Source organism: Methylovorus mays, from assembly GCF_020531915.1.
Classification (GTDB): Bacteria; Pseudomonadota; Gammaproteobacteria; order Burkholderiales; family Methylophilaceae; genus Methylovorus; species Methylovorus mays.
In genome coordinates, this window is sequence record NZ_JAJAVG010000005.1 from 54,681 (window position 1) to 80,608 (window position 25,928).

At 54.7% G+C, this 25,928-nt stretch carries 24 protein-coding genes; 8 read left to right on the top strand and 16 right to left on the bottom strand.

The annotated features are described in order from the left end of the window. Positions 1 to 28: 28 nt before the first annotated feature. The gene (locus LG203_RS06795) at positions 29 to 1,183 is read right to left on the bottom strand and encodes a glycosyltransferase (protein ID WP_230345086.1); all 1,155 of its coding nucleotides are present in this window, start codon (positions 1,181 to 1,183) and stop codon (positions 29 to 31) included. A gap of 129 nt (positions 1,184 to 1,312) precedes the next feature. On the opposite strand from LG203_RS06795, the gene LG203_RS06800 reads away from it, so the two are divergent. Further along, positions 1,313 to 2,014, top strand: a complete 702-nt coding sequence (locus tag LG203_RS06800) for a hypothetical protein (RefSeq protein ID WP_230345087.1) — start codon at positions 1,313 to 1,315, stop codon at positions 2,012 to 2,014. Positions 2,015 to 2,045: 31 nt separating this feature from the next. Here LG203_RS06800 and LG203_RS06805 read toward each other — a convergent pair whose 3' ends face one another. After that, a complete protein-coding gene (locus LG203_RS06805; protein ID WP_230345088.1) occupies positions 2,046 to 2,414 on the bottom strand; it encodes a diacylglycerol kinase in 369 nt (122 codons plus the stop codon). A 148-nt stretch (positions 2,415 to 2,562) separates the two neighbouring features. Between LG203_RS06805 and LG203_RS06810 the strand changes: the two genes are divergently transcribed. Continuing rightward, positions 2,563 to 3,411: a zinc dependent phospholipase C family protein gene (locus LG203_RS06810; RefSeq protein ID WP_230345089.1), complete on the top strand. Its 849-nt coding sequence runs from the start codon at positions 2,563 to 2,565 to the stop codon at positions 3,409 to 3,411. Positions 3,412 to 3,444: 33 nt separating this feature from the next. On the opposite strand, the gene LG203_RS06815 is transcribed toward LG203_RS06810, so the two are convergent. Then, entirely contained in the window at positions 3,445 to 3,879 is a 435-nt protein-coding gene (locus LG203_RS06815) for a hypothetical protein (protein ID WP_230345090.1), read from the bottom strand. A gap of 169 nt (positions 3,880 to 4,048) precedes the next feature. On the opposite strand from LG203_RS06815, the gene LG203_RS06820 reads away from it, so the two are divergent. Beyond that, the gene (locus LG203_RS06820; protein ID WP_230345091.1) at positions 4,049 to 5,062 is read left to right on the top strand and encodes an AraC-like ligand-binding domain-containing protein; all 1,014 of its coding nucleotides are present in this window, start codon (positions 4,049 to 4,051) and stop codon (positions 5,060 to 5,062) included. Positions 5,063 to 5,108: 46 nt separating this feature from the next. Here LG203_RS06820 and LG203_RS06825 read toward each other — a convergent pair whose 3' ends face one another. From LG203_RS06825 to rlmE, 5 genes are all read right to left on the bottom strand, one after another. After that, positions 5,109 to 5,642: a phosphatase PAP2 family protein gene (locus LG203_RS06825; RefSeq protein WP_230345092.1), complete on the bottom strand. Its 534-nt coding sequence runs from the start codon at positions 5,640 to 5,642 to the stop codon at positions 5,109 to 5,111. A 202-nt stretch (positions 5,643 to 5,844) separates the two neighbouring features. Then, positions 5,845 to 7,203: a phosphoglucosamine mutase gene (gene glmM / locus LG203_RS06830; protein WP_230345093.1), complete on the bottom strand. Its 1,359-nt coding sequence runs from the start codon at positions 7,201 to 7,203 to the stop codon at positions 5,845 to 5,847. A 109-nt stretch (positions 7,204 to 7,312) separates the two neighbouring features. Then, positions 7,313 to 8,134, bottom strand: a complete 822-nt coding sequence (folP, locus tag LG203_RS06835) for a dihydropteroate synthase (RefSeq protein ID WP_230345094.1) — start codon at positions 8,132 to 8,134, stop codon at positions 7,313 to 7,315. Between the two features lie 64 nt (positions 8,135 to 8,198). Then, positions 8,199 to 10,094 carry an ATP-dependent zinc metalloprotease FtsH gene (ftsH, locus tag LG203_RS06840; RefSeq protein ID WP_230345095.1) on the bottom strand — a complete coding sequence of 632 codons (1,896 nt, stop codon included), beginning with the start codon at positions 10,092 to 10,094 and terminating at the stop codon, positions 8,199 to 8,201. Positions 10,095 to 10,166: 72 nt separating this feature from the next. Then, positions 10,167 to 10,790, bottom strand: a complete 624-nt coding sequence (gene rlmE / locus LG203_RS06845; RefSeq protein WP_230345096.1) for a 23S rRNA (uridine(2552)-2'-O)-methyltransferase RlmE — start codon at positions 10,788 to 10,790, stop codon at positions 10,167 to 10,169. Positions 10,791 to 10,907: 117 nt separating this feature from the next. Between rlmE and yhbY the strand changes: the two genes are divergently transcribed. After that, positions 10,908 to 11,201, top strand: coding sequence for a ribosome assembly RNA-binding protein YhbY (gene yhbY, locus LG203_RS06850; RefSeq protein ID WP_230345097.1), 294 nt, complete (start codon positions 10,908 to 10,910; stop codon positions 11,199 to 11,201). Positions 11,202 to 11,225: 24 nt separating this feature from the next. Here yhbY and LG203_RS06855 read toward each other — a convergent pair whose 3' ends face one another. The 6 genes from LG203_RS06855 to LG203_RS06880 form a co-directional block, all read right to left on the bottom strand. Beyond that, positions 11,226 to 11,678: a DUF4149 domain-containing protein gene (locus LG203_RS06855; RefSeq protein ID WP_230345098.1), complete on the bottom strand. Its 453-nt coding sequence runs from the start codon at positions 11,676 to 11,678 to the stop codon at positions 11,226 to 11,228. An 18-nt stretch (positions 11,679 to 11,696) separates the two neighbouring features. Further along, positions 11,697 to 12,173, bottom strand: a complete 477-nt coding sequence (gene greA, locus LG203_RS06860; protein ID WP_013442662.1) for a transcription elongation factor GreA — start codon at positions 12,171 to 12,173, stop codon at positions 11,697 to 11,699. Between the two features lie 85 nt (positions 12,174 to 12,258). After that, on the bottom strand, positions 12,259 to 15,468 hold the full coding sequence (carB, locus tag LG203_RS06865) for a carbamoyl-phosphate synthase large subunit (protein ID WP_230345099.1): 3,210 nt from the start codon (positions 15,466 to 15,468) through the stop codon (positions 12,259 to 12,261). A gap of 78 nt (positions 15,469 to 15,546) precedes the next feature. Next, positions 15,547 to 16,683, bottom strand: a complete 1,137-nt coding sequence (gene carA / locus LG203_RS06870) for a glutamine-hydrolyzing carbamoyl-phosphate synthase small subunit (RefSeq protein WP_230345100.1) — start codon at positions 16,681 to 16,683, stop codon at positions 15,547 to 15,549. Between the two features lie 222 nt (positions 16,684 to 16,905). Next, positions 16,906 to 17,712, bottom strand: a complete 807-nt coding sequence (gene dapB, locus LG203_RS06875) for a 4-hydroxy-tetrahydrodipicolinate reductase (RefSeq protein WP_230345101.1) — start codon at positions 17,710 to 17,712, stop codon at positions 16,906 to 16,908. An 84-nt stretch (positions 17,713 to 17,796) separates the two neighbouring features. Further along, positions 17,797 to 18,534, bottom strand: coding sequence for an outer membrane protein assembly factor BamE (locus LG203_RS06880; protein WP_230345102.1), 738 nt, complete (start codon positions 18,532 to 18,534; stop codon positions 17,797 to 17,799). A 171-nt stretch (positions 18,535 to 18,705) separates the two neighbouring features. Here LG203_RS06880 and fur point away from each other — a divergent pair, with 171 nt between their 5' ends. After that, complete coding sequence (gene fur / locus LG203_RS06885) at positions 18,706 to 19,128, top strand: ferric iron uptake transcriptional regulator (RefSeq protein ID WP_230336807.1); 423 nt, start codon at positions 18,706 to 18,708, stop codon at positions 19,126 to 19,128. Between the two features lie 3 nt (positions 19,129 to 19,131). Here the strand turns inward: fur and recN are convergent, their stop codons facing one another. Both recN and LG203_RS06895 read right to left on the bottom strand, forming a co-directional pair. Then, entirely contained in the window at positions 19,132 to 20,787 is a 1,656-nt protein-coding gene (gene recN, locus LG203_RS06890; RefSeq protein WP_230345103.1) for a DNA repair protein RecN, read from the bottom strand. Between the two features lie 28 nt (positions 20,788 to 20,815). Further along, positions 20,816 to 21,679, bottom strand: coding sequence for an NAD kinase (locus LG203_RS06895; protein WP_230345104.1), 864 nt, complete (start codon positions 21,677 to 21,679; stop codon positions 20,816 to 20,818). 269 nt (positions 21,680 to 21,948) lie between these two features. Here LG203_RS06895 and LG203_RS06900 point away from each other — a divergent pair, with 269 nt between their 5' ends. From LG203_RS06900 to LG203_RS06910, 3 genes are all read left to right on the top strand, one after another. Further along, positions 21,949 to 23,877: a sulfatase-like hydrolase/transferase gene (locus LG203_RS06900; protein ID WP_230345105.1), complete on the top strand. Its 1,929-nt coding sequence runs from the start codon at positions 21,949 to 21,951 to the stop codon at positions 23,875 to 23,877. Between the two features lie 105 nt (positions 23,878 to 23,982). Beyond that, positions 23,983 to 24,999 carry a heat-inducible transcriptional repressor HrcA gene (gene hrcA / locus LG203_RS06905; RefSeq protein WP_230345199.1) on the top strand — a complete coding sequence of 339 codons (1,017 nt, stop codon included), beginning with the start codon at positions 23,983 to 23,985 and terminating at the stop codon, positions 24,997 to 24,999. A 2-nt stretch (positions 25,000 to 25,001) separates the two neighbouring features. Next, positions 25,002 to 25,922: a flagellar brake protein gene (locus LG203_RS06910; RefSeq protein WP_230345106.1), complete on the top strand. Its 921-nt coding sequence runs from the start codon at positions 25,002 to 25,004 to the stop codon at positions 25,920 to 25,922. The last annotated feature ends 6 nt before the right edge of the window (positions 25,923 to 25,928 follow it).

Sequence of the window (25,928 nt, forward strand, 5' to 3'; positions counted from 1 at the left end):
ACCAGCCGCTATAGGCAAGCATCCAGTCTCAGGCCGAAATCAGCTGCTCGTAAAACTGCAGCATGCGTTCGGCCTGCGTGCGCGAGGTCCAGCGTTTGGCCGCATATTGCCGCGCGGACTCGCCCAGGCGTTTGCGCTTGGCCTCATCACTGAACAGACTGCGTACCTTTTCGGCAAACACCTGCTCATCTTCTGGCGCAATCAAGGCACCCTCGCCTTCAATCAGGATGGATTTGGTACCCAGTTCCGCCAACGCAACCACCGGCGTACCTTGTGCCATGGCTTCCAACAGCACCAGGCCCTGGGTTTCGGTTTTGGATGAGAACACAAAGACATCCGCCGCCCGATAGCAGGCATTGAGTTCTTTCTCGCGATCCAGATAGCCGATGAACTGGATATTGTCCTGCAGGCCCAGTTGCTTGCTCATGGCATGCAGACTGCTCTCAGCGGGGCCTTCTCCGGCAATGACCAGCAATGCATCCGGCTGTTGCTGACGCAGATGCGTGAGCATACGCACCAGAAAGGCGATATTTTTCTCAAAGGCCACGCGCCCGACAAACAGGGCGACCGGGCGACCTGGGGCAATGCCGTATTTACTGCGAAATGCCGCGCCATCGGCATCAGCAAAGCTGTGAGGTTGCAAGCCGGTAGGTATCACTTCTGCCGTACTGTTGATGCCATATTGGCGCAACACATCAAGCATGGGCCGCGAAGGCGCAACGATCGCCTGCACCGCATTGCACTGCTGCCGCGACACCATGCGCGCCAAGCCTTTGGCCATGGCCTTGGGTATCCACGGCAAATAGTGATGCAGATAATCCTCAAAAAAGGTGTGGTAGGTTTCCACACAAGGCACATCCAGCAAGCGCCCCAGCTTCAGTCCCAGGTAATGGGCGACAAATGGCGTGTGAATGTGAATGAGATCGTAATTTTCGGCGCGCAGCTCGACCAGCTTGTCCAGTGCGGCGCCATATTTCATCAGGCGATCTTCCGGATCAAAATAAATGGTACGCGCGGGTATGCGCCGTATCCAATGCTCATCTTCTGTCTTAACGCCATAATCGGGCGCGATCAGATGCACCTCATGGCCCAGTTCCTGCAATTGCCCGACAAAGGTCCGGATGGACGTCGACACCCCATTGATGCGGGGAAAATACACATCGGAAATAAATAAAATCTTCACATCTGCCTCTCGCAACTCGCTTATAACGCGTTGTTGGCAAGATACAGGGGATTTATGACGCTTATGTGAATTGCAACGCAGACGTCATATTGCCTGTTTATAATGCAGCCGCTTATCAGGAATCCCATCATGAAATTATTCCGCCCCGTGCTTTGGCTGTTGTTGTTGCTGCCCATGGCTGCCTACGCTGCCCGCCCCATGATTACCGACGATGCGCGGGTGGTGGACCCGCGTAGCTGCCAGCTTGAGACCTGGACCAAACATAATGCTCGCACTGACGAATACTGGGCACTGCCAGGCTGCAATGTCGGTGAAAACCTGGAACTGACCTATGGCGGGGCCCTTAGCCGTGAAGATGGCGACTCGAATACCACCGATGTCATTCTGCAAGCCAAAACCCTGTTGCGCCCACTCACGCCCAACAGTTACGGCATCGGCCTGGTAGTGGGGCATGCGCGGCATCCCAGTGTGGACGAGAAATCCAGCATGCTGGGCGATGCCTATGCCTATATGCCAGCCAGTTTCTCACTGGCAAATGATGCACTGATACTGCATGTGAATCTGGGTTGGTTACATGAAAAAGCTGAGCATCAGAACAAGCTGACCTGGGGACTGGGGTCAGAAACCCGTTTGAATGAGCGGCTGCAGGCCATCGCGGAAGTATTTGGGGATGACCGTGAGCACCCTTTTTACCAGGTAGGCTTGCGCTATTGGCTGGTGCGAGAGCGTGTGCAGATAGACACGACGTATGGTAACCGCATGGACCAGGGCAATGAAGATCGCTGGCTCAGTGTAGGCTTGCGGCTATTGAGCCCCCAGCTCTGGCATTAATTCAGCCAGGCAGCAGGGAGAGTTGAAGCGTTTAGCCTAGCAGAATCAGCAGCCAGACCACAGCCAGATTGATCAGGCTGATGAGTACCGCGGCACTGCCGATATCCTTGGCACGCTTGGCGAGCATGTGGTTTTCGAGGGAAATGCGATCCACCGTGGCTTCGATAGAGGAATTGAGCAGCTCGACAATCACGACCAGCAGCACGCTGGCGATCATGGCGGCCTTGGCAATGCCATTCTCGCCCAGATACAAGGCCAGCGGCACCAGAATAATGGTCATCAGCACTTCCTGACGGAAGGCATCTTCATTGGTGTAAGCGGCCTTGAGCCCGGCCATGGAATAGCCGAATGCATTGATCAGGCGGCGTAATCCGGTTTTGCCCTTGTATGGACTTTCCATGTTTGCTTTCCTTAACGTGCAATCATCAATGGTGCGTAACAGATATCAGCGCGGCAGTATAACAAACCCGAACGCCCGCAAAGGCGTGTCACAATAAAATCATATAATTGTCACAAGGCCATCATGCCCTGAAGCGACATTAGGCAGCATGAAAAGGCGCGCAAATCTTGGTAAGGTCTTCTGGCTGTTGCCCCTGGTTTTGCAATCACAGGAGGCCAATGCCTGGGGGCTGGTGACCCACCTGTATTTTGCCCACTCACTCCTCTGGGCCATGCCCTTGCTTGACCCGCGTCTGCGTCAGGCCATACAACGTTTTCCCGAGCTGGTGATGGCAGGTGCCTGCCTGCCAGATCTGTCGCTAGTATCTCCCAGCTTCAGTGAAACCCATCAATGGCGCCATGCCTATGGGCTGCTTAGCCGTGCTCGCACCGATGAAGAAACCGCCATGGCAATAGGCTATGCCAGCCACTTGTATGTGGATGTCATCGCGCATAATCACTTTGTGCCTGCGCATGAAGCCATGTGGATGGAAAACAGCATGATGACGCATATTGCCTCGGAATGGGCAATGGACGCCCACCTGGCGCCCTTGATGACACATACCCCGGGCAACCTGCTTGATCGGCACGCAGACGTGCTGGCCGCCTTTATTTCCCCCAGCTTTGGCTGCGAGCCTCAGCATACCGAAAAGGCCTTGCGTCGCCTGGGCAAGGCAGACCGGCTGCTACGCTTTTCGCGGCTGCCAGGCATGATCTATCGCAGCATGCGCATGCTGGATAGACGCGTGTTCAAGCACTTTGTGTATTACATCGCCAAGACTCAAACGGCGATACAGGATATCCATATCGTGCTGCAAGGGATACAGCCACATTGGGAAGCGGAGCTGCGCCACTTGGATGCGGCGCAGTTGAATGCATGGCGCGCGGCCTGTCGCCAGCATCTGGAACATCTGCACCCCGCTCCCATCAGTTATTTCAGCAAACTGGCCGGGGATTAGGATTAGCCCAGCCAGTATCGCTGCGCCCAGCCATTACTTGAAGGTAGAGCGCAACACCAGCACAGCCGCTTTGCCGAAGCCATAACTGGTCATCAATACGCTGGCGAGCAGAAAAATGGTGAATATCATCGGTGGCGGCTGATTGGGATTATCCAGCACCGGAAAAATCGCCATCAGCAAAAACAGGCTGGAATTGGTAAAGGCCCCCACCACCATGGCCCAGCGCACAGTCCATGGCAAGCTGACGCGCGCGGCGTATACGCCCAGTATCAGTGCCGTCATCAGCAGAAAATCGATATGCGCCTGCAACAGCCGCGTAAACTTCCCGGCAAAGATCGCTTTCAGCGGGTCTACGCCAAAATTCAAGCCGACCATGCACCAGGCCAGCAAAAGGGCCATCAATAGCCAGAGGCAGGCGCCCCGGAGCAATACGATATTGCCGGCATGTCGTGCATCTTGTTGTTGCATGATGTATCTCGTCCCTCTGCTGTTTTAGATAGCGCAAAGTCTAATCAAGCTTGTTGCGGCATACTTTGCTGCAAAGGATGCCAAACTTGACTGCAACGGTGGTATGGCAATTTACAGGCAGCCGGAGCACGCTTACCATCACATGACATCAACAGGATAAGGTAGCCGAGTGAAACCGCGTGACGCTGAGACAGAGAGCCTGCAGCCGCCAACGGCCATCCATTTGTCTACCGAGGATATCTCGCCCTGGCACAGGCATGAGTGGCTGAAAGAGATCATCGGCCGGGAATATGCCCATGTTGACATCACCCCACCGCGCCATGCGCCGCTGCTGAATGAGATGGACATCTACACATGGAAGCATCTGCGGCTATCCTGCATCCGTTCCAATGCCATCAAACTGAAACGCCTGCCGCAAGAGCCCCTGCTTTCCAGTCAGGATGCCTACTTCGGCGTGGTCCTGCTTTCAGGGGAATACATGCTGGAACAAGCGGGACGTGAGGTGTTCCTGAGTCCTGGTGACATGACGATTTACGATGCGACCAGGCCACACCATATCACTTGTCCGGGCAGCTTTTCCAAATTGATCATTTCCATCCCCAGAGAGTTAATGCGGCAAAAGCTGGCAGGTGTTGAACATTGCACTGCCTTAAAAATCCCGGGAAGCAAAGGCATAGGCGCCGTGGCTGCCGACTTTATGCGTGCCAGTGCAAGTCAGGCAACGGGCATGTCTCAGCTGGCATTTGATGCACTCTCGGATAATGCGCTCGATCTGTTTACCCTGGCCTTGCAGGAGATAAGGCCACCGGCCAGCCAGCTATCGCGCAGTCGCTCACTCTCGCTTTACAACATCAAATCCTGTGTGGAAAAACACTTGGCCCATCCGCAGCTGGATAGCCAGATGATCGCGCAGGCTACCGGGTTGTCTTCCCGCTATATCAACGAATTGCTGGCGGCAGAACATACCTCGCTGATGCGCCATGTATGGGAGCGGCGACTGGAAAAAGCGCATCAGGATATTTGTGGTGCACGCCAGATGGGATTGGCGGTATCCGACATTGCGATGAAATGGGGCTTTAATGATTTATCGCATTTCAGCCGTGCATTCAAACGGAAGTTTGGCGTGTCACCCAGAGCACTCAAGGCACAGGTGCAGCCTGCAAAAGCAAAAAGCGGCCCATGAGGCCGCCGCTTTTTGTACTTGGGTGCTGCTCTGTTAAACGATGCGCTTAAACGATAGCGATGGAGATCGTCGCGATCGTGGCGCCAATCGCGGCACCAGCCAGCACATCACTGGGATAGTGCAAGCCCAATACCACGCGTGACAGGGCAACCATCAGCGTAAAAGGCAACAGCAAGGGCATCAGCGCCGGGTAGTAGAACAAACCCACCGTGCAAAACGCCACGGCATGCAGGGTATGCCCGGACGGAAAGCTGAAGCGATCCAGCGGCTTGCCGGTCAACCAGATATCCTGATGCACTTCATAAGGACGTGGACGCAGGGTTTTGCCCTTGAGCCATTTGTAAACGCAAGTACCTGTCAGCCCGGCCAGCGCCATGTGCAAGGCAGGAAAAATACCATCTGCACCGTGACTCAAGACGATGCCCAGCATGACGGTGTACCAGAAAACACCATCGCCCAGCCGGCTCACCAGGCGGAAAAAGAGTCGCACACCCATAAAGCGCGAGGTGCGATTGGCTCGCACACACAGGCGACTATCCAGTTTGTTGAATCGGTCTATGACCAGATGCATTCTTTGCATGTTGACCTCCACTTCACCGAGGTTAATGATGGTTTAACTTGGTTTTACGTGGGCTAGGATGGCATGCAAGTATGACGGGATGATGACGGTAAATGCGTTGACCATCACCAGTGATGAATGGAAGACGATGCAGCGCTGGCTGAGGCAGCGCCGGAAACAAGCCGACACGCAGCAGCACTGCATGTCGGCCAGGCCATGTCTATCAGGCTAACTGGGCTTGTACTACAGCGGCGATCTGCTCGGCCAGGCGCTGCACCAGCGCACCGTCTTCGCCTTCGACCATCACGCGGATTTTGGGTTCGGTACCCGACGGGCGCAACAGCACACGGCCACGCCCTTGCAACTGCTGCTCAGCGTCTGCCACGGCTTGCTGAATGGCAGGCTGTGCCGCCAGATCGACTTTTCCTGCGACCTTGACGTTGATCAGCACCTGCGGATAAAGCGTGAGGCCTGCACCGAGCGCATCCAGACTGCACCCGGCGGTACGCATGGCGTGCAACACTTGCAAGGCGGCAATAATGCCGTCGCCGCTGCTGTGTTTATCCAGACAGAGAATATGGCCAGAGTTTTCGCCGCCCAGCTGCCAATCCTGCTCATTCAGCAGCTCCAGCACATAACGGTCGCCGACCTTGGCGCGCAGGAAAGGGATATCCACCTTTGCCAGCGCATGTTCAAGCGCGAGATTGGTCATCAGGGTGCCCACTACCCCACCCGCAAGGCGGCCACGCTGTTTGCGCTGCATGGCAATGATATACAGCAACTGGTCACCATCGAGCAGACGGCCCTGGCTATCCACCATCACTACACGGTCTCCGTCACCATCAAACGCAACGCCAAGATCCGCCTTGTGTTCAACCACCGCACGGCACAGTGCTTGCGGGTGGGTAGAACCACAGTCGAGGTTGATGTTGAGACCATCAGGCTGATAGCCGATGGTGACAATTTCGGCCCCAAGCTCGTGAAACACCGGTGGAGCCACGTGATACGTCGCACCATTGGCACAATCCAGCACAATACGGAGACCGCGCAAATCCAGCGCGGCAGGGAAGGTACTCTTGCAGAATTCAATATAGCGGCCCGCAGCATCGGTGATGCGCTTCGCTTTGCCCAGACCGGCCGATGGCATCACCTCCAATGGCTGATCCAGCGCCGCTTCAATCGCCAGCTCAACCTCATCCGGCAGTTTGGTGCCCTCGGCGGAGAAAAACTTGATGCCATTGTCTTCAAACGGATTATGCGAGGCCGAGATCACAATGCCCGCCTGCGCGCGCAAGGCACGGGTCAGATACGCCACGGCTGGCGTTGGCATAGGGCCGGTCAGCAAGACATCTACGCCCGCAGCAGACAAACCGGCTTGCAAGGCGGACTCCAGCATGTATCCGGAAATCCGCGTATCTTTACCGATCAATACGGTGGGATGGGCATCCTTTGCCAGGTGGCTATCCAGACCAGTCAGCACACGCCCTGCGGCATAACCCAATCGCATGACAAAATCCGGCGTGATGGGTGCATCCCCTACACGTCCACGTATGCCATCGGTACCAAAATATTTTCTTGTCATTCCCTATACTTTCAAAAACTTGACGTATGCAAAACGTCATCGGCGAAACATGCCTTGCAATTAACACCTGTCAGCCAGACCTAAGGTATGACTGATCCTGTGCCGTGGTCTAGCGAACGGCTGCCACCACTTTCAGCGCCTCAGCGGTTGCCTTGACATCATGTACGCGCACAATGGCAGCGCCTTTCATGGTGGCAATCACGGAGGCCGCCAGACTGGCATAAAGACGGGAATCGACATCCTCACCTGTAATTTTGCCAAGGACGGATTTGCGCGAAAGCCCGACCAGTAAAGGATAACCCAGCGCCTGCAACACCGGTAATTGCTGCAACAGGGCAATATTATGCACAGTACGCTTGCCGAAACCAAAACCCGGATCCAGCGTGATACGCTCTGCTGCTATCCCGGCTGCCTGAGCCGCCTGCACGCGGCTTTGCAGAAAATCGGCAACCTCGGCCACCACATCATCATATTGCGGTTCCAGCTGCATGGTTTGCGGCGTGCCCTGCATATGCATCAGGCAAACGCCAACATTGCTTGCCGCCACAATCTCCAGCGCGTGCGGCTCCTGCAAGGCACGGACGTCATTGACGATATCTGCCCCGGCGGCGATGGCCGCACGCATGACTTCCGGCTTGTAGGTATCAATGGAAAGTGGCACATCCACACGCTTTGCCAATTGCTCGATCACCGGCAACACGCGCTGAAGCTCATCTTCCAGCGAGACTGGCGTCGCCCCCGGGCGGGTGGACTCGCCACCTATATCCAGAATGTCCGCGCCCTGCTCTACCAGTTCAATGGCGTGCGCCACCGCGAGCTCAGTAGAGGAGTATTTGCCACCATCCGAAAAAGAGTCAGGCGTGACATTGACGATGCCCATGACATGGGGACGGGAAAGATCAAGCTGATAACGACCGCAGATAAATTTCATAAGCTAAAAAATAAGAAAGCCATATTCCACTTGCGGAGAATATGGCTTTGACAGTGAAGGAAAACTATTCGGACTTGGCCGCAGGCTGTGGTGCAGGTGTGGCAGTTGGACCTGAGCTGCCAGTATCACTGCTGGTATGGCGGTTCACCGTAGGCAATACCTTGGGTGGACGTGGGGCATTACCCGCCATGATGTCGTTGATCTGCTCGGCGTCAATGGTCTCCCACTCCAGCAGCGCGGCTGTCATGGCTTCCACCTTGTCGCGATTGTCTTCCAGCAGCTTGCGGGCAACCGCATATTGCTCGTCCAGAATACGACGGATTTCAGCATCCACCTTTTGTTGCGTGGCTTCGGAAACCGTTTTGGCTGACATGCGGCCAAACATGGAATCCTGATCGTTATCCACGTATACCATGGTGCCCAGCGTATCCGACATACCAAAGCGCGTCACCATGTCACGTGCCATCTTGGTGGCACGTTCAAAGTCATTTGACGCTCCTGTGGACATCTGATGCATGAAGATTTCTTCTGCAATACGGCCACCAAACAGGATGGAAATTTCTTCCAGCATCTTGTCCTTGTAATTACTGATGCGGTCATGCTCTGGCAGCTGCCAGGTCAAGCCCAACGCCCACCCACGCGGCATGATGGTGACTTTATGCACGGGGTCAGCCTTGGGCAGCAGCTTGGCTACCACCGCATGGCCAGACTCGTGATAAGCCGTATTGCGGCGTTCTTCTTCACGCATGACCATGGACTTGCGCTCAGGCCCCATGAAAATCTTGTCCTTGGCATCTTCAAAATCCTGCATATCCACCGTGCGCTTGTTACGGCGAGCGGCAAACAAGGCGGCTTCGTTGACCAGATTGGCAAGATCCGCACCGGAAAAACCAGGAGTACCACGGGCAATGATATCGGCCTTCACATCCGCATCAATTGGCACCTTGCGCATATGCACCAAAAGGATTTGCTCACGGCCACGAATATCCGGCAAGCCCACCATCACCTGGCGGTCAAAACGGCCCGGACGCAGCAATGCCTTGTCCAGCACATCGGCACGGTTGGTTGCGGCAATCACAATCACGCCCGAGTTAGGCTCAAAACCATCCATCTCGACCAGCATCTGGTTGAGTGTCTGCTCGCGCTCATCATTACCACCGCCTGTACCCGCGCCACGATGACGACCTACGGCATCAATTTCATCGATAAAGATGATGCAAGGAGCAGCTTTCTTGGCTTGCTCAAACATATCACGCACACGAGCCGCACCCACACCAACAAACATCTCGACGAAATCGGAACCGGAAATAGTGAAGAATGGCACTTTGGCTTCACCGGCAATGGCCTTGGCCAGCAAGGTTTTACCGGTACCAGGAGGGCCAACCATCAATACACCACGGGGAATACGGCCACCCAGTTTCTGGAACTTGGTCGGATCACGCAGGAACTCGACCAGCTCGGAAACTTCTTCCTTGGCTTCATCGCAACCTGCGACATCGGCAAACGTAGTCTGGTTGGAGGCTTCGTCCAGCTGGCGTGCCTTGCTTTTGCCGAAAGAGAAAGCACCGCCCTTGCCGCCGCCTTGCATCTGGCGCATGAAGAACACCCAGACGCCAATCAGCAGCAGCATGGGGAACCATGACACGAAAATATTCATGAGCAACGATGGCTCTTCGTCCGGCTTGGCTTCGACCGTGACGTTATTTTTCAGCAGATCGGACACCAGCCATGGATCAGAAGGCGCATACGTATTGAATTTGCGGCCTTCGTTGGTGACACCGCGCAATACGCGGCCTTCAATCGTCACTTTGGCAATCTGGCCCTGTTTAACCTGGTCGATGAATTGCGAGTAAACAACCTGACTGTCTGCAGTGGTCTTGGAGCCAAACTGGTTGAAGACAGTCATGAGCACCAGGGCGACAATCACCCAAATTGCAATATTCTTGACGATGTTGTTCAAAATCACATCCTTAACTAATAAAGGCAGCAAACTTCATTCTAAACCTATTTTGATCGCTTGCGCAGGCGCCAATCAATCGGCTTTACGCTTCAATCCGAGCAAATAGACTTCACTACTACGATCGCGAGAGGCCTTTGGTTTTCGGGTCACCACCTTATCGAAACCGAGCCGCATGGTTTTGATAATCTCGTCAAACCCCGAGCCAATGAAAACTTTGACCAGAAAATTACCCCCCGGTTTCAGCCATTTCAGGCTGAATTCCAGAGCAAGTTCCGTCAGGTAAGCCGCATTCGCCTGGTCGACAGAACTGATACCGGATATATTTGGGGCCATGTCGGCAATTACAAGGTCTATGGGGCGATTATTTAATTTTTCTTCCAGCTGCGATAGCACAGCGTCTTCACGGAAATCGCCCTGTATAAAGTCCACACCCGGAATTGCCGCCATTTCCAGCAAATCCAGGGCAATGATGCGGCCTTGCCCTTTCAAACGCTGCACCGCTACCTGCGACCAGCTGCCAGGGGTCGCTCCCAGATCAACAATGGTCATGCCAGGCTTGATCAGCTGATCCTTGTCATCGATCTCCATGAGCTTGTAGGCCGCACGCGCCCGATAGCCGTCACGTTGCGCCCGCTTCACGAACTCATCGTTGACATGTTCCTGCATCCAGCCCTTGCTGGTTCTGGTTCTTTTCATGGTGTCAGAATAGTACTTCTTGGTAGGAATGATGGCATGTGATAGACTGCGGGCCTTTTTGAATCAAAGGGATACCCTCTGGATGGAGCGTGTATTCCGCCAACATCACGAGATGATATGCCTGAACTGAACTCCAAACAAATTAGCCATCTGCGCGCATTGGGCCACAACCTTAACCCGGTTGTGATGATAGGCAACAATGGCCTGACTGAAACCGTCCTCAAGGAAATCGAAGTCAGCCTGAAAGCGCATGAACTGATCAAGATCAAGGTGTTCGGAGATGATCGGGCAGCCCGCGTCAGCATGCTGCAAGAAATCTGCGAAAAAACCCATGCTACCGCCATCCATCATATCGGCAAGCAACTAGTGATCTATCGCCAGAGCGAAAATCCGAAAATCAGCTTTGCCTGATTACCAGAGTACAAAGGCCGGAGATTACTCTCTGGCCTTCAGCACCAGCACCAGTCCCAGCAGGCTTTCAATCAGGTAAGCAATACTTGCAATGCCGTGCCATGCTTTGAAGCGGCTGGCAAAAATGCTGTGCATCACATCTGCCGGCATGGCTTGCGCCTTCAGCTGAGCAATCAAGGGCTGAATACCAAAGTGGCCGAACAGGGTCAGTATCAGCATGACAATCACAGCCCAGAAAAAACCTTGCTTGAGCGCGGTGGTACCGAAGTTCGCCAGACGGTGGATCAACAGATAAAACGCACTGCCCACCCCGATATAAGCCACCAGCGTGAACATTTTGCCAGCAAGGCTACCTGCCAGCTGACGATCCGTCAGGGCGCTAAAGAGCGTGGGAGCTACCAGATAGCCGACTGCCCATAAGGCGCCTACCCACAGGGTAATCACCAGTAATGCAAGCTTGTCTGACCAGGCACCCATCGCTAGCGCTCCTGTCCCTTAAATGTACTGAACATCCAGCACTTCGTAAGAGCGCAAACCACCAGGTGCCATCACTTCAGCGACATCACCTGCAGTCTTGCCGATCAAGCCACGGGCAATAGGGGAACCGATGGAAATCTTGCCCTTCTTGATATCGGCTTCGTCGTCACCCACGATCTGGTAGGTGGACACATCGCCGTTATCCAGGTCTTCCACTTCTACGGTAGCGCCAAATACGCAACGACCTTCTGCATTCAGCGTCTTGGGGTCAATGACCATGGCATTCGACAGCTTGGCTTCGATCTCGGCAATGCGGCCTTCGATGAAGCTTTGACGCTCCTTGGCGGCATCATATTCTGCATTTTCCGACAAATCGCCCTGGGCACGCGCTTCGGCAATTGCCTGAATCACATTGGGACGGTCAACGCTGCGAAGGCGTTGCAACTCCTGCTTGAGCAGTTCCGCGCCATTTACTGTAATTGGGATTTGATTCATATTCTTTTCTCTACCATTGCAATCTATAAAACAAAAACCACACCTTCAGCCTGGAGGCGAAGGCGTGGTTTTGTGTAGGTCTATATTATGACTGAGTAAGCTGCTGATGCAAGCTTTGCAAGGACTGAACTTCAAGTTCCTGCATATGCGCCATGCCAATACACGCAGCCTTGGCACCGGCCAGGGTGGTGTAATAAGTGACTTTTTGCTGCAATGCACTGCGACGAATCTCGTAGGAGTCAGCTACGGCTTTCTTGTCTTCCGTTACATTGACAATAAAACTGATCTCACCGTTCTTGATCATGTCGACAATATGCGGACGACCTTCGGCCACCTTGTTGACTGGAGTCACTTTCAGGCCAGCCTCAGCCAGCGCTGCAGCGGATCCTTTGGTCGCCACCAGTTGAAAGCCGAGGTTTGCCAGTGAGCGTGCAATCTCGATGACCTTCTCACGGTCTTCTCGACGCACGCTGATGAAGGCCTTGCCCGCTTTGGGCAGCTTGGTACCGGAACCGAGCTGGGATTTCACAAACGCCTCGGCAAAGGTTTTGCCTACGCCCATGACTTCACCTGTCGATTTCATTTCCGGACCGAGTATGGTATCAACGCCAGGGAACTTGATGAAAGGGAATACTGCTTCCTTGACCGAGTAATACGGCGGCACGATTTCCTTGGTGACGCCCTGCTGCTTGAGGGTCACACCCGTCATGCAGCGCGCAGCCACTTTGGCGAGTTGCAAGCCACAGGCCTTGGAAACGAAAGGCACCGTACGCGAAGCACGTGGATTCACTTCCAGCACGTAAACCACATCGCCTTGAATGGCAAACTGCACATTCATCAGGCCGACCACGCCGAGCGCCTTGGCCATTTGCACGGTCTGCACACGCAGCTCATCCTGCATCGCCTGGGTCAAGCTGTAAGGCGGCAGCGAACAGGCGGAGTCACCAGAGTGCACGCCTGCCTGCTCAATATGTTCCATGATGCCGCCGATGATGACATCTTCACCATCTGACAGCGCGTCCACATCCACTTCCAATGCATCGTTCAGGAAGCGATCCAGCAACACAGGCGACTCATTCGACACCTTGACGGCTTCGCGCATATAGCGCTCAAGTTGTGCCTGCTCATGGACGATTTCCATGGCACGACCACCCAACACATAGGATGGACGCACAACCAATGGGTAACCGATTTCCTGCGCCAAGCGAATGGCCTCTTCCGGCGTACGTGCAGTGCGGTTAGGCGGTTGCTTGAGACCCAGTTCCTGCAGCATTTGCTGGAAGCGCTCACGGTCTTCAGCGCGGTCAATCGCATCCGGGCTGGTGCCGATAATCGGTACACCGGCTTTTTCCAGATCACGTGCCAGCTTCAGTGGCGTCTGGCCACCGTATTGCACAATCACGCCAACGGGTTTTTCCAGTGCCACGATTTCCAGTACATCTTCCAGTGTCAGCGGCTCGAAGTACAGGCGATCAGAGGTGTCGTAGTCGGTAGAGACGGTTTCAGGATTGCAGTTGACCATGATGGTCTCGTAACCATCTTCACGCATGGCAAACGCCGCATGTACACAGCAGTAATCAAACTCGATGCCCTGACCGATACGATTAGGACCGCCACCCAGCACCATGATTTTCTTGTTGCTGGTCGGTTGCGCTTCGCACTCATCTTCATAAGTCGAGTACATGTAAGCGGTATCAGTCGCGAATTCGGCAGCGCAGGTATCCACGCGCTTGTAAACCGGGCGCACATTCAATGCCTGACGATAAGCCCGCACCGCGTGCTGATCGGTGCCCAGCAATTTGGCAAGGCGACGGTCAGAGAAGCCGCGGCGCTTGAGCTGGAACAGCAGACTCTTGTCCAGATCCGCCAGACCCTTGCCCTTCAACGCCTCTTCGCGTGCGATCAGATCAGCAATCTGCACCAGGAACCACTTGTCAATCTTGGAAAGCTGATGCACCTGCTCTACCGTCATGCCAGCACGGAATGCATCGCCCACATACCAGATGCGCTCAGGACCAGGCTCGCCCAGCTCTTTGTTGATCTGGTCTGTATCAGTTGTTTTTTCGTCCAGGCCATCAACACCCACTTCCAGACCGCGCAGGGCTTTCTGGAAGGATTCCTGGAAGGTACGGCCAATCGCCATAACTTCACCAACAGACTTCATTTGGGTCGTCAGGCGTGAATCGGCCTGCGGGAATTTCTCAAAGGCAAAACGGGGGATCTTGGTGACAACGTAGTCAATTGAGGGCTCAAACGAAGCTGGTGTCGCGCCACCAGTGATTTCATTGCGCAGTTCATCGAGCGTGAAACCCACCGCCAGCTTGGCGGCCACTTTCGCAATCGGGAAACCCGTTGCCTTGGAGGCTAAGGCAGAAGAACGCGATACGCGTGGATTCATTTCAATCACGATCATGCGCCCGTCATCCGGATTGATGGCGAACTGCACGTTAGAGCCGCCAGTGTCCACGCCAATCTCGCGCAATACCGCCAGCGAGGCGTTACGCATGATCTGATATTCCTTATCCGTCAGCGTTTGCGCTGGTGCCACCGTGATGGAGTCACCGGTGTGCACACCCATAGGGTCCAGGTTTTCGATGGAACAGATGATGATGCAGTTGTCCTTGCTGTCGCGGACCACTTCCATCTCGTACTCTTTCCAGCCCAGCAGAGACTCTTCAATCAGCAGCTCGCTGGTAGGCGAAGCCTCAAGACCACGCTCACATATCGCCAGAAACTCTTCCCGGTTGTAAGCAATACCACCGCCGCTGCCACCCATGGTGAACGATGGGCGAATAATGGCGGGGTAGCCAATACTGGCCTGCACCTGCAAGGCCTCTTCCAGACTGTGTGCCACAGAAGAACGTGCCGACCCCAGACCGATCTTGGTCATGGCACTCTTGAATTTTTCGCGGTCTTCCGCCTTGTCGATCGCCTCTTTTGAGGCGCCAATCAGCTCCACATTGTATTTTTCCAGCACGCCATGTTTGGCCAGATCCAGAGCACAGTTCAACGCCGTTTGGCCGCCCATGGTAGGCAGCAAGGCATCCGGGCGCTCAATGGCAATGATCTTTTCCACCATTTTCCAGGTGACGGGCTCGATATACGTCGCATCCGCCATTTCCGGATCGGTCATGATGGTCGCAGGATTCGAATTCACCAGAATGACGCGGTAACCCTCTTCACGCAAAGCCTTGCAAGCCTGGGCGCCAGAGTAGTCGAACTCGCAAGCCTGGCCGATCACGATCGGGCCAGCGCCTATGATGAGGATGGATTTAATATCTGTACGTTTTGCCATATGTTCTTTAAACCGCTGGTGAGCGCCGAAACCCACCACTGCACGCCGGTTTCTGGCATGAGTGGCGCAGCCCGGCGGTTAATTTGTTTTTTGCTTTTCCATCATGTTGATGAATCGATCAAACAGGTAGGACATTTCCACAGGGCCTGGACTTGCTTCTGGGTGCCCCTGGAAACTGAATGCTGGCTTGTCAGTACGGGCAATGCCCTGCAGACTGCCATCAAACAGCGATACATGCGTAGCCCGCAGGTTAGCCGGCAGCGAGCTGGCATCCACAGCAAAGCCGTGATTCTGGCTGGTAATGAATACGCGTTGGTCGTCAGCATCCTGCACAGGATGGTTGGCGCCATGATGACCAAACTTCATCTTCAAGGTACGCGCACCGCTGGCCAATGCCAGCAACTGGTGGCCAAGGCAGATACCGAAGGTCGGCACACCGCGATCAACGACGGTACGAATCGCCTCAATGGCATAATCGCAGGGCTCAGGATCACCCGGGCCATTGGAAAGGAAAATACCGTCAGGATTCAGCGCCAGAGCATCTTCTGCAGAAGCCTGGGCTGGTAACACCGTCACCTTGCAACCGCGGGCCGTCAGCATGCGCAGGATATTGCGCTTGACGCCATAGTCGAACGCGACCACATGGTAACGGCTGGCCTCAGGCTTGGCATACCCCGAACCCAGCACCCATTCCCCCTCATCAAAGGTATAAGCCTGGGTACAGCTGACCACCTTGGCGAGGTCCATGCCAGCGAGGCCGGGGAAAGCGCGCGCCAATTCAATCGCCTTGGCTTCATCAGCCTCACCGGTAATAATGCAACCGGCCTGGGCGCCTTTTTCACGCAGAATGCGCGTCAGCTTGCGGGTATCAATATCGGCAATCGCCACCACATTATTGGCAGCCAGATAATCGGAAAGTGTTTGTTGACTGCGCCAGCAGCTATCCGTCAAAGGAAGATCGCGGATGATCAATCCGCTGGCATATACCTGACCGGACTCGACATCTTCGGCATTAACGCCGACATTGCCAATATGCGGATAGGTCAGGGTAACGATCTGCTTGGTGTAGGAAGGATCAGTGAGGATTTCCTGATAGCCCGTAATGGAAGTGTTGAACACCACCTCGCCAACCGTATGGCCTTGGGCACCAATCGAAATACCACGAAACACAGTTCCATCAGCAAGAACCAACATGGCTGGTGTGTGTTGCGGCACGTTCTAACCCCTTGTTTTTCAATGTTGACGCTAAGATAACAGCGGATGTGCAAAGCGGGACAAGTTCGAACTTATCCCGCCTGTAAAGTTTCAAGATTATAGCGCAAAAGGCTATTCTCTTCAACGCGACCTTTCACTTCAACATCAATTAGTGGCGTCCTTGCTGCCCCACACCAAAATACCGCACGCAGGACGCAATACCGCGCCGACATCCAGCCTTAGCTACTTAAGCGACAGCACATCCCGCATATCAAACAGGCCGCTGGAACGCCCCGTCAGAAACTTGGCTGCACGCAATGCTCCCAGAGCAAACGTGGCACGACTGCTGGCCTTGTGCGTCAACTCCACACGCTCGCCAATCCCAGCAAACAATACCGTATGGTCACCAACGACATCCCCACCGCGCACGGTGGCGAACCCAATGGTGCTGGGGTCTCGTTCCCCTGTCACACCCTCCCGGCCATACACCGCACAACTCGCCAGATCGCGCCCCAATGCCTCGGCCGCGGCTTCGCCCAGCCGCAAGGCAGTGCCAGACGGCGCATCCACCTTGTGCCTATGGTGCGCCTCGATAACCTCTATGTCGTAACCTTCGGACAGCACCTTGGCAGCCTCCTTGACCAGATTGATCAGCAACGTCACGCCAACGCTCATATTGGGAGCAAAAACCACCCCAATATCTGCCGAAGCCGCTTCAATCTGCTGTTTTTGCTCAGGCGTGAATCCTGTCGTGCCAATTACCATGGCGACGCCTGCCTTACGGCAAGCTTGCAAATACTGCAGACTAGGCTCAGGACGTGTGAAATCCACCAGCACATCGGCACCCGCCAGCGCTGCTGCAACATCATGGCTTATCAGCACATCTGTTTTACGACCAAGCTGCTCGCCCGCATCTCGCCCCAACTGAGGACTGTCTGACCGATCCAGCGCAGCATGCAGCTGCAACGCCTCATCGCCAAAGACCCCCTCAAGCAAGGCATGGCCCATGCGGCCACTACATCCAGCGATTACCACATTCAGTTTTTTCATGACATCCTCACAAAACAAAACAGACCTCCAGTAGGAGGTCTGCCCAAATTTCAAATAATGCTGCCACGCCAGTGGCAGAGTGCCCTAGAAACCAATTTTCTCCAGCATGCGCTCAAAATAACCAGGCTCTTCTTCTGGTGGCAAATCATCCTCAGGTGCAGCCTGCGTAGCTGCGGCCGGCGCGGCTTTGGCAGGTACAGACTTGGCAGCGGGCACCGATTGCGCACTGGTTGAGGCAGCAGGTGCTGACTGCTTGGCGGGAGCAGCCTGAGTTGCGGCTGGTGCAGCTTTGCTTGGCGCTGGCGCGGCAGCAGGAGCATCCCGTACCACAGCCGGAGCAACAGACTCAGCGGGATCGCTGACATCAGATGGTCGCGCAGGCGCTGAAGCAGGCGGATTGACCAGCATGGGATCCAGAGCCTCCTTGCTGGAAGGCGTCTCACCAACGGCAGGAGTGGCTGTGGCAGCAGCGGCTGCCGCTGGGGCATCATCCGACTTCCAGAATTTGAGGCGATCCCACAACCCTTTCTCCGGTTCAACCGAGCGACGCTGCAACTCAGGCACTGTGGGGTCAACACCTGCCGGAATAGTATCGCCACGAACACGCTTCAGCTGCTCGTTCTCAAACTCCAGAATGACACGACGCTGTTGAACAATCTTGCCGTCCTTGCGATATTGATAAAAATAATCCCAGCGATCGCCGTGGAAACTATCCTGCAAAAGCGGGGTCCCCATCACAAATCGTGCTTGCGATTTGCTCATCCCCGGCTTCAATTGCATCAACATCTTCGAGGTGACAATATTGCCCTGCTGGATATCCATCCGGTATGGCTTGATCGATGGAAGCGCCGAACTGCAAGCGGCGCATAAAAGGGTCAGTAAGAGAATTGTGTAGCGCATTACCATGACTTTGGCTGGAAATGGCGTTAATATACCATGACAGCCAGACGCCAGAACACCACCATCCCAAATACTAGTTGAGTACCGAAAATCATGCGTGAACCTGATGAATTAAAAAATGCCGGCCTGAAGGCTACCCTGCCAAGACTGAAGGTGCTGAGCCTGTTTGAAAACAGCAAAGAGCGTCATTTGTCCGCAGAAGATGTTTACAAGATATTGCTGTCAACCGGAGAAGACGTAGGCCTTGCCACCGTCTATCGCGTACTGACGCAATTTGAACAGGCTGGCTTGCTGATCCGCCATCACTTTGAAAGCGGCAAAGCCGTATTCGAATTGAATCAGGGTGGCCATCACGACCATATCGTCTGTATCAAATGTGGCCGTGTAGAAGAGTTTTTTGATGAAGAAATCGAAAAGCGTCAGAAAATGGCCGCAACCGAACGCGGCTTTACCATTCAGGACCATTCCTTGTACATCTATGGCGTCTGCACCAAGCAGCCCTGCCAACCAAAGTAATCGCTAGGCCTTAGCCAGCATCTCGGCCGCATGCTGCAAGGTGGTCTCGGTAATATCCACGCCACCCAGCATGCGCGCTACTTCGTTGATACGTTCACTCGCACTTAATGGATCAATCCGGCTGAGGGTCAGGCCGTCCTGCTGACGCTTGCTCACACGCAAATGCTGCTGCCCTTGCGCTGCCACCTGCGGAAGATGGGTAATCACCAGCACTTGGCGCTCCTGGCCCAGTTGCTTCAGTAACTGGCCAACGATTTCTGCCACACCACCGCCTATACCGACATCCACCTCATCAAAAATCATGGTGGGGATATCGCCTTGTTGCGCAGTCACCACGCGGATGGCAAGGCTGATGCGCGACAACTCGCCGCCAGATGCCACTTTGCTTAATGGCCTGGGCACGGTCCCAGCATGGCCGGCGACCAGAAATTCCACCTGCTCCAGCCCGTGGGCCGACGCTTGCTGATTGGTCAGGGCAACCTCAAAACGCCCCCCAGACAGCGAAAGACGTTGCATTTCGGTACTGATCAGCGCTGACAGACGCTGAGCCGCTACCTGACGCTCTTCACTCAAGCGCTGCGCAAGCTGGTGATAGGATTGCCATGCAGCTTTTTCCTGCTGGACGAGCTGGCCATCGTCGACCATCAACTCCAGCTCTTCCATGCGCAGTTGCCACTGCGCCATAAGATCCGTCAACTCCTCCGGCCTGACGCGATATTTGCGCGCCATACCATGCAATGCTTGAATGCGTGACTCCACCTCGGTCAGACGTTCAGGATCCAGCTCCGTGCGTTGCAAATAACGATTGAGCGAACGATCGGTCTCTTCCAGCTGAATGATCGCAGAATCGAGCGTATCCGCCGCCTCTTTCAGTGTCTCGTCCAGTTCAACCAGCTCCTGCAACTTATGCTGGAATGCGCTGAGTTGCGGCATGACGGAATACTCACCCTCGCTCAATATCTGACGACACGCCTCCCCGCCTGCAATGAGGCCCGCGGCATTGGAAAGTCGTGCATGCTCTTGCTGTAATGGCTCCCACTCATCGGCGGCTGGCGCCAGCTGGGTCAGCTCACGGAGCTGATCACGCAGCTCCGCCAGTTCGTCGGCATAGGCCGCAGCATGCCGCTCCGCCGCCAGACGACGCTCGTGCAAAGCCTGCCAGACATGAAAATGCTGGCCCACATCTGCCGCCAGCGCCGACTGTCCTGCGTACAAATCCAGCGTTTGACGCTGATAGCTGGTCTTGAGCAGCGAATGATGGGCGTGCTGGCTGTAAATATCGACCAGGAATTCGCCCGCCTCCCGCAATTGCTGCACGGTTGCCGGCATGCCGCCAATAAAGGCCTTGGAGCGGCCATCCGCATAAATCACACGGCGCAGCAATAGTTGCTGATCATCCGACGGCAGCTCATGCTCATCCAGCCAATGCTGCAAATCAGGCAGGCCTGCAATGTCAAAACTGGCGCTGATATCGGCACGATCACATCCGCTGCGCGTGACACCGCCCTCGCCCCTCGCCCCCAAGGCCAGGGAGAGCGCATCAATCAGGATGGATTTACCCGCACCGGTTTCCCCGGTTAATACGGTAAAGCCGCGGTCAAACTCGAGATTGAGTTGATCAACGATGACGAAGTCGCGGATAGTGAGTGTCTGTAACATGGTGTCCTGCTGCGATGATGGGTGGGGATCAACCCCAGTTGAGCTTTTCCCTGAGCATGTCGTAATGGCTGTGACCTAGCAAGTGCAGAAGCGTCACGGTTTTTTTCGCCCGCTCTACCAGTATCCTGTCACCCTGTTGCAGTTCAAACTGCATCTGGCCATCCAGATGCATGCGCACATCTGGCGCTTGCACCACAGTGATTTCCACTTTGCTATTACTGCTGATGGCGATGGGCCGATTACTCAGGGTATGCGGGCAAATCGGCACCAGCGCAATCGCATCCAGCATCGGATGCAGAATCGGACCACCGGCAGATAATGAATATGCTGTCGTACCGGTAGGGGTTGCGAGAATCAAGCCGTCGGCGCGCTGACGATGCACAAACTGGCCGTCGATATGCACCTCCAGCTCAATCAGCCTTGCCATGCCATTCTTATTGATGACCACATCATTCAATGCCCGCCCTTGATGCACGGGTTCACCGTTACGCATGACCGTAGCCGATAGCAAAATGCGTTGCTCGGTCTGATATTCGCCTGCCAGAATCAGGCTCATGGCCTCGCACATGGATTCAGATGTGATATCTGTCAAAAAACCAAAGCGCCCACGATTCACGCCGACCAGCGGAATCTGGTAATCCACCAGTGAGCGCGCCACGCTGAGCATGGTACCGTCGCCGCCCAGCACCACGGCAAGATCAGCATAGGCACCGATCGCGTTGATATGCACCGTCGTGTAGCCCTTGATCTCAGATTGCTCCGCGGTTTTTTCCTCAATGAAAATACCAATCTGCCGCTCCGCGAGAAATCGAGCCAGCGCGAGTATCTGCTCGCGCATTTCGGGGTTCATGTATTTCCCGATCAGCGCTACCGTTTGGAATGCATTTTTCATGGCATGCATTTAATCATAGATAACATAAGCACAGAAGAGCGCCCGTACGATGTGCGTCAACCTCCCAATCAATACGGCATCATTAAAGTCTGCAAATATTGCAGACTTTAATGATGCCCGCTACCAACTTTTGCACACATCACCACTGCTTCGCTCTCCTGAGCATACAAAAAACCAATATTATTCATATGGATAGATATCACACCCAACCAAGCACAGCCTTTGCATGGTAACCGCCATCGTAAATACCACTGATCAGGTTACCCCGCATGAGTCTCAGCAAACACCACCAGTCCAGGCTGCTATCGCATTTTCTGTTATTAAGCTATTTGATGGTCTTGCTGGTATCCGTTGATTCGGTCGCATTTGGCACGGCCTACACCACCAGCTTAGGCGCCCTATTTTTCATCACGATGGCCTTCCTTTGCTATGGCGCCCTTTATCTCTTGCCTGCCATCGTGCTCACACGGCTGACTTTCAGCCTCAGCAACTGGAAACGCCAACCCGAGCAGGCAGCACGCACACTCCCTTCCAGCCTGGTCGCCATCCTCACCACTGGCATTACCTTGCTGCTGCTGTTTGCCAACGCCAAGGTATTCGCGCTCTATGGCATGTTTATCAATGGTTTCATCATTAATCTGGTAATGACGCCAGGCGGCCTGCTGTCCTTGGGTGGGAGCGGCGCATCCGATGCGGGCTTTGCATTGATCGCCGCGGGCTTTTTTGTCCTGCAAGGCGGGCTCTTCTGGCTAACACGTCGCTGCTATCTGCGTACGCTCCAACATGAATGGCTGCCCGCCCGCATGTATGTATACACGTTGCTGGTGCTAGTGTTGACCACCTTCGGCATACACTTTACCTATGCGGCCAACGATGCCTTTGGGCGCAATGCCATCATGTCGCTAACCGATACCATCCCCTTTTTTCAGCACGTGACCAGCCGTCACTTCTTCGCCAAGCTGGGGTATGAAATCAAGCGTGGCCCCAAGCTGGATGTCAAAGGTCGGCTCAACTACCCCATGGCACCGCTGCAGATCACGGCACCCGCCAAGCCGTACAACATCGTCTGGCTGACGTCGGAATCCTGGCGGGCTGACATGCTGAATCCGGAAATCATGCCAGCCACGTGGCAGTTTGCCAGTCAGGCCGCGCGGTTCACCCATAACTACAGCGGCGGCAACGGCACACGCATGGGCGTGTTCTCCATGTTTACCGGCATCCCCGGCAACTACTGGTTTCCTTTCCTGAAAGAGCAACGAGGCGCCGCCATCATTGATGTCTTGCAGCAACAGAACTACCAGATGAGCCTGTATACCAGCGCCATGTTTTCTTATCCCGAGTTTGAGAAGACCATCTTCAGCCAGGTACCGGCCGACAAACTGCATTCGCTGCAGAAAAATGGCAAGCAAGGCTGGGAAAATGACCGCACCAATGTCACTGACATGCTGAACTTCATTGACAAGCGCGACCCCAGCAAGCCGTTCTTCACGTTCATGTTTTTTGAGACGCCGCACGCACGCTATTACTTCCCTCCGGAAAGCGTCATCCGTCGCCCGTATGAAAATGACATCAACTACGCCACGCTCGACAACGCCACGCTGAAAAAGAACATTACGGGTATCAAGAATCGTTATATCAACGCTGTGCATGACCTGGACAGCCAGTTTGCTCGAGTGTTTGATTATCTGAAAGAACATCAATTGCTGGACAACACCATCGTGGTGCTTGTCGGCGACCATGGCGAGGAATTCATGGAGCATGGCTACTGGGGCCACAACTCCACATTTGTGGATCAGCAGATCCGCACACCGCTGGTACTGTGGGTGCCGGGGCAAGCCGCACAGGTATCCGACAAGATGACCAGCCACATGGACATCATTCCTACCCTGATGCCCTTGCTGGGGGTAAGTAATCCGGTATCGGATTACGCCATCGGCTACAACCTGTTTGGCGATCAAAAACGTCCCTATGCTTACGTGTCTGACTGGAGCAAGATCACCTACATTGACCAGGATGTAAAAATCACCCAACCCGTCAGCATTGATGGTTATGCAGGCAATCGCATCACCACCGCCGACGATAGACCTATTCCGATTGAGCAGGTTGCCCGCATCGCCCAGCAAAAACAGCCTGCCACGCTACAACTCATGCGAGATCTGTCGCGCTACATGGTCAAAGAGCATCCCCAGCCACAATAAGCCCGCGGAGGTGCGTAATACTTATTGCGCTCCTCCTGCTTGTACCGGATAATTTTCAACGATGGGTGCTACACCCGCCACAGACATTCGGTACAAGTGACTACTCTGGATAAACGCGCACAAATTCTGCTTAAAACGCTGGTTGAACATTACATCAGCGATGGTCAGCCCGTGGGGTCGCGCACGCTTTCAAAATGCTCAGGTCTGGATCTCAGCCCCGCCACCGTGCGCAATGTCATGTCTGACCTGGAGGAGATGGGGTTTATTGCCAGCCCGCATACGTCGGCGGGCCGCATTCCCACCCACCGTGGCTACCGCTTTTTTGTAGATACACTGCTCACCATCAAGCCGCTGCAATCGCAGGAAATTCAGCGGCTGGAAAGCGAACTTTCCTCGCCCGATCCACAAGAGCTGATTTCATCTGCCGCTGGCCTGCTCTCCAGCCTGACGCAGTTTGCCGGTGTGGTCATGATTCCCCGCCGCAAGTCGATTGCCTTCAAGCACCTGGAATTTCTGCCGCTTTCGGATACCAGGCTGCTGGTCATCATCGTCACCTCAGATGGCAATGTGCAGAATCGCATCATTGTCACCGACAAAGCCTATAGCGCGGCCGAGCTTACCCAGGCCAGCAACTTCTTCAATGCCAACTACTCGGGCAGCACTTTTGAGGATGTGCAGAAAAAGCTGCACGAAGAACTGAAACAGATGCAGTCGGACATGAACCGCCTGATGGCTGCCGCACTCGACGCCAGCAGCAAGGCACTGGATGAAGACCGCGACAATGTGGTGATCTCCGGCGAGCGCAATCTGCTGCAGGTTGATGAGTTGTCGACCAATGTCACCTCTCTGCGCAAACTGTTCGAGATATTCGAGCGTCGCACCTCGCTGATGCAGCTGCTGGACAATAGCCAGCGCGCCGAAGGCATCCAGATTTTTATCGGTGGCGAATCCGGCTACCTGCCCCTGGATGAATGCAGCATGGTGACCGCGCCTTACGAAGCCAACGGCCAGATCGTTGGCACACTCGGCGTCATCGGGCCTACTCGCATGGCTTACGAACGCGTCATTCCGATTGTTGATATTACGGCCAAGCTGCTCTCGAGCGGCCTGTCCATGAAATAACCATGTCCCGACCATCCAGCTTTCAGTTATTGAACAAATCCACCTTGCACGTCGGGGCCACCATCCGGCATCCCTTGTTTGACGCCAAGGGACTGCTGGTATCGCCTGCTGGCCAGGTGATTCAGGATGCTGCCATGCTGGACGAGTTGCGCGCGAAAGATCTGTACGTCGACAGCGAGATCAGTGGCGACCAGAACCCCATCGAATCCATGCAAAAGAACGGCAAGGACATCAAGGTGGAAACGGTCGATGCCAGCAAGGAAAACATCACGCGCCAGCTGGAAATTGGCGACAATATCCAGATCAAATTCCTGACTACCTCTGGCAGCCAGGATGCCTTTTTCGTCAAGTTTCTTGGCGGTATGGCGCAGCGCAGCATCGTCTGCAGCCTGCCTGTGGTAAATGATCGCGTCATGTTCATCAAGGAAGGCAGTGCATTTTCGGTGTCGTTATTCAGCGGCCGCAATGTCTACGCCTTCACCACCACCGCCGAGGTGGTATATAGCAGACCCTATCCGCACATGCACCTCGCCTACCCGCGCATGGTCACCATGTCGAAAATACGGCGCTCGCAACGCATTCAGGTCAACATCATCACGTCCTTCACCAACCTCTCCACCCTGCTCAAGAGCAAGGCATCCGGCATGCTGGTCGATATCAGCATGGGCGGTGCCTTGGTCGAATCGACAGAAGGCGTGGGTCAGGTCGGGCACGAACTGGAGTGCAATTTCAAGCTGCACATCAACGGCACTGAAACTTTTTTTACCTTGCCCAGCCATATCTGCAGCCAGCGGACCATACAGACTGACAGTGGCAAACTGGTGGTGCAGCAGGGCCTGGAGTTCGATGACATTCCCTACCAGCAGAAAATTCTGCTGCAGAACTTCATCCTGCAATCGATTTCCAACATTCAACTCGGATAACACCGC

What these genes read in the sequence shown, in the direction of transcription:
- LG203_RS06800 (WP_230345087.1), top strand. Translation starts at nt 1,313, where the DNA reads ATGAAATTATTCCGCCCCGTGCTTTGGCTGTTGTTGTTGCTGCCCATG.
- LG203_RS06805 (WP_230345088.1), bottom strand. Translation starts at nt 2,414, where the DNA reads ATGGAAAGTCCATACAAGGGCAAAACCGGATTACGCCGCCTGATCAAT.
- LG203_RS06810 (WP_230345089.1), top strand. Translation starts at nt 2,563, where the DNA reads ATGAAAAGGCGCGCAAATCTTGGTAAGGTCTTCTGGCTGTTGCCCCTG.
- LG203_RS06815 (WP_230345090.1), bottom strand. Translation starts at nt 3,879, where the DNA reads ATGCAACAACAAGATGCACGACATGCCGGCAATATCGTATTGCTCCGG.
- LG203_RS06825 (WP_230345092.1), bottom strand. Translation starts at nt 5,642, where the DNA reads ATGCAAAGAATGCATCTGGTCATAGACCGATTCAACAAACTGGATAGT.
- glmM (WP_230345093.1), bottom strand. Translation starts at nt 7,203, where the DNA reads ATGACAAGAAAATATTTTGGTACCGATGGCATACGTGGACGTGTAGGG.
- folP (WP_230345094.1), bottom strand. Translation starts at nt 8,134, where the DNA reads ATGAAATTTATCTGCGGTCGTTATCAGCTTGATCTTTCCCGTCCCCAT.
- rlmE (WP_230345096.1), bottom strand. Translation starts at nt 10,790, where the DNA reads ATGAAAAGAACCAGAACCAGCAAGGGCTGGATGCAGGAACATGTCAAC.
- yhbY (WP_230345097.1), top strand. Translation starts at nt 10,908, where the DNA reads ATGCCTGAACTGAACTCCAAACAAATTAGCCATCTGCGCGCATTGGGC.
- LG203_RS06855 (WP_230345098.1), bottom strand. Translation starts at nt 11,678, where the DNA reads ATGGGTGCCTGGTCAGACAAGCTTGCATTACTGGTGATTACCCTGTGG.
- greA (WP_013442662.1), bottom strand. Translation starts at nt 12,173, where the DNA reads ATGAATCAAATCCCAATTACAGTAAATGGCGCGGAACTGCTCAAGCAG.
- carB (WP_230345099.1), bottom strand. Translation starts at nt 15,468, where the DNA reads ATGGCAAAACGTACAGATATTAAATCCATCCTCATCATAGGCGCTGGC.
- dapB (WP_230345101.1), bottom strand. Translation starts at nt 17,712, where the DNA reads ATGAAAAAACTGAATGTGGTAATCGCTGGATGTAGTGGCCGCATGGGC.
- LG203_RS06880 (WP_230345102.1), bottom strand. Translation starts at nt 18,534, where the DNA reads ATGGATATCCAGCAGGGCAATATTGTCACCTCGAAGATGTTGATGCAA.
- fur (WP_230336807.1), top strand. Translation starts at nt 18,706, where the DNA reads ATGCGTGAACCTGATGAATTAAAAAATGCCGGCCTGAAGGCTACCCTG.
- recN (WP_230345103.1), bottom strand. Translation starts at nt 20,787, where the DNA reads ATGTTACAGACACTCACTATCCGCGACTTCGTCATCGTTGATCAACTC.
- LG203_RS06895 (WP_230345104.1), bottom strand. Translation starts at nt 21,679, where the DNA reads ATGAAAAATGCATTCCAAACGGTAGCGCTGATCGGGAAATACATGAAC.
- LG203_RS06900 (WP_230345105.1), top strand. Translation starts at nt 21,949, where the DNA reads ATGAGTCTCAGCAAACACCACCAGTCCAGGCTGCTATCGCATTTTCTG.
- LG203_RS06910 (WP_230345106.1), top strand. Translation starts at nt 25,002, where the DNA reads ATGTCCCGACCATCCAGCTTTCAGTTATTGAACAAATCCACCTTGCAC.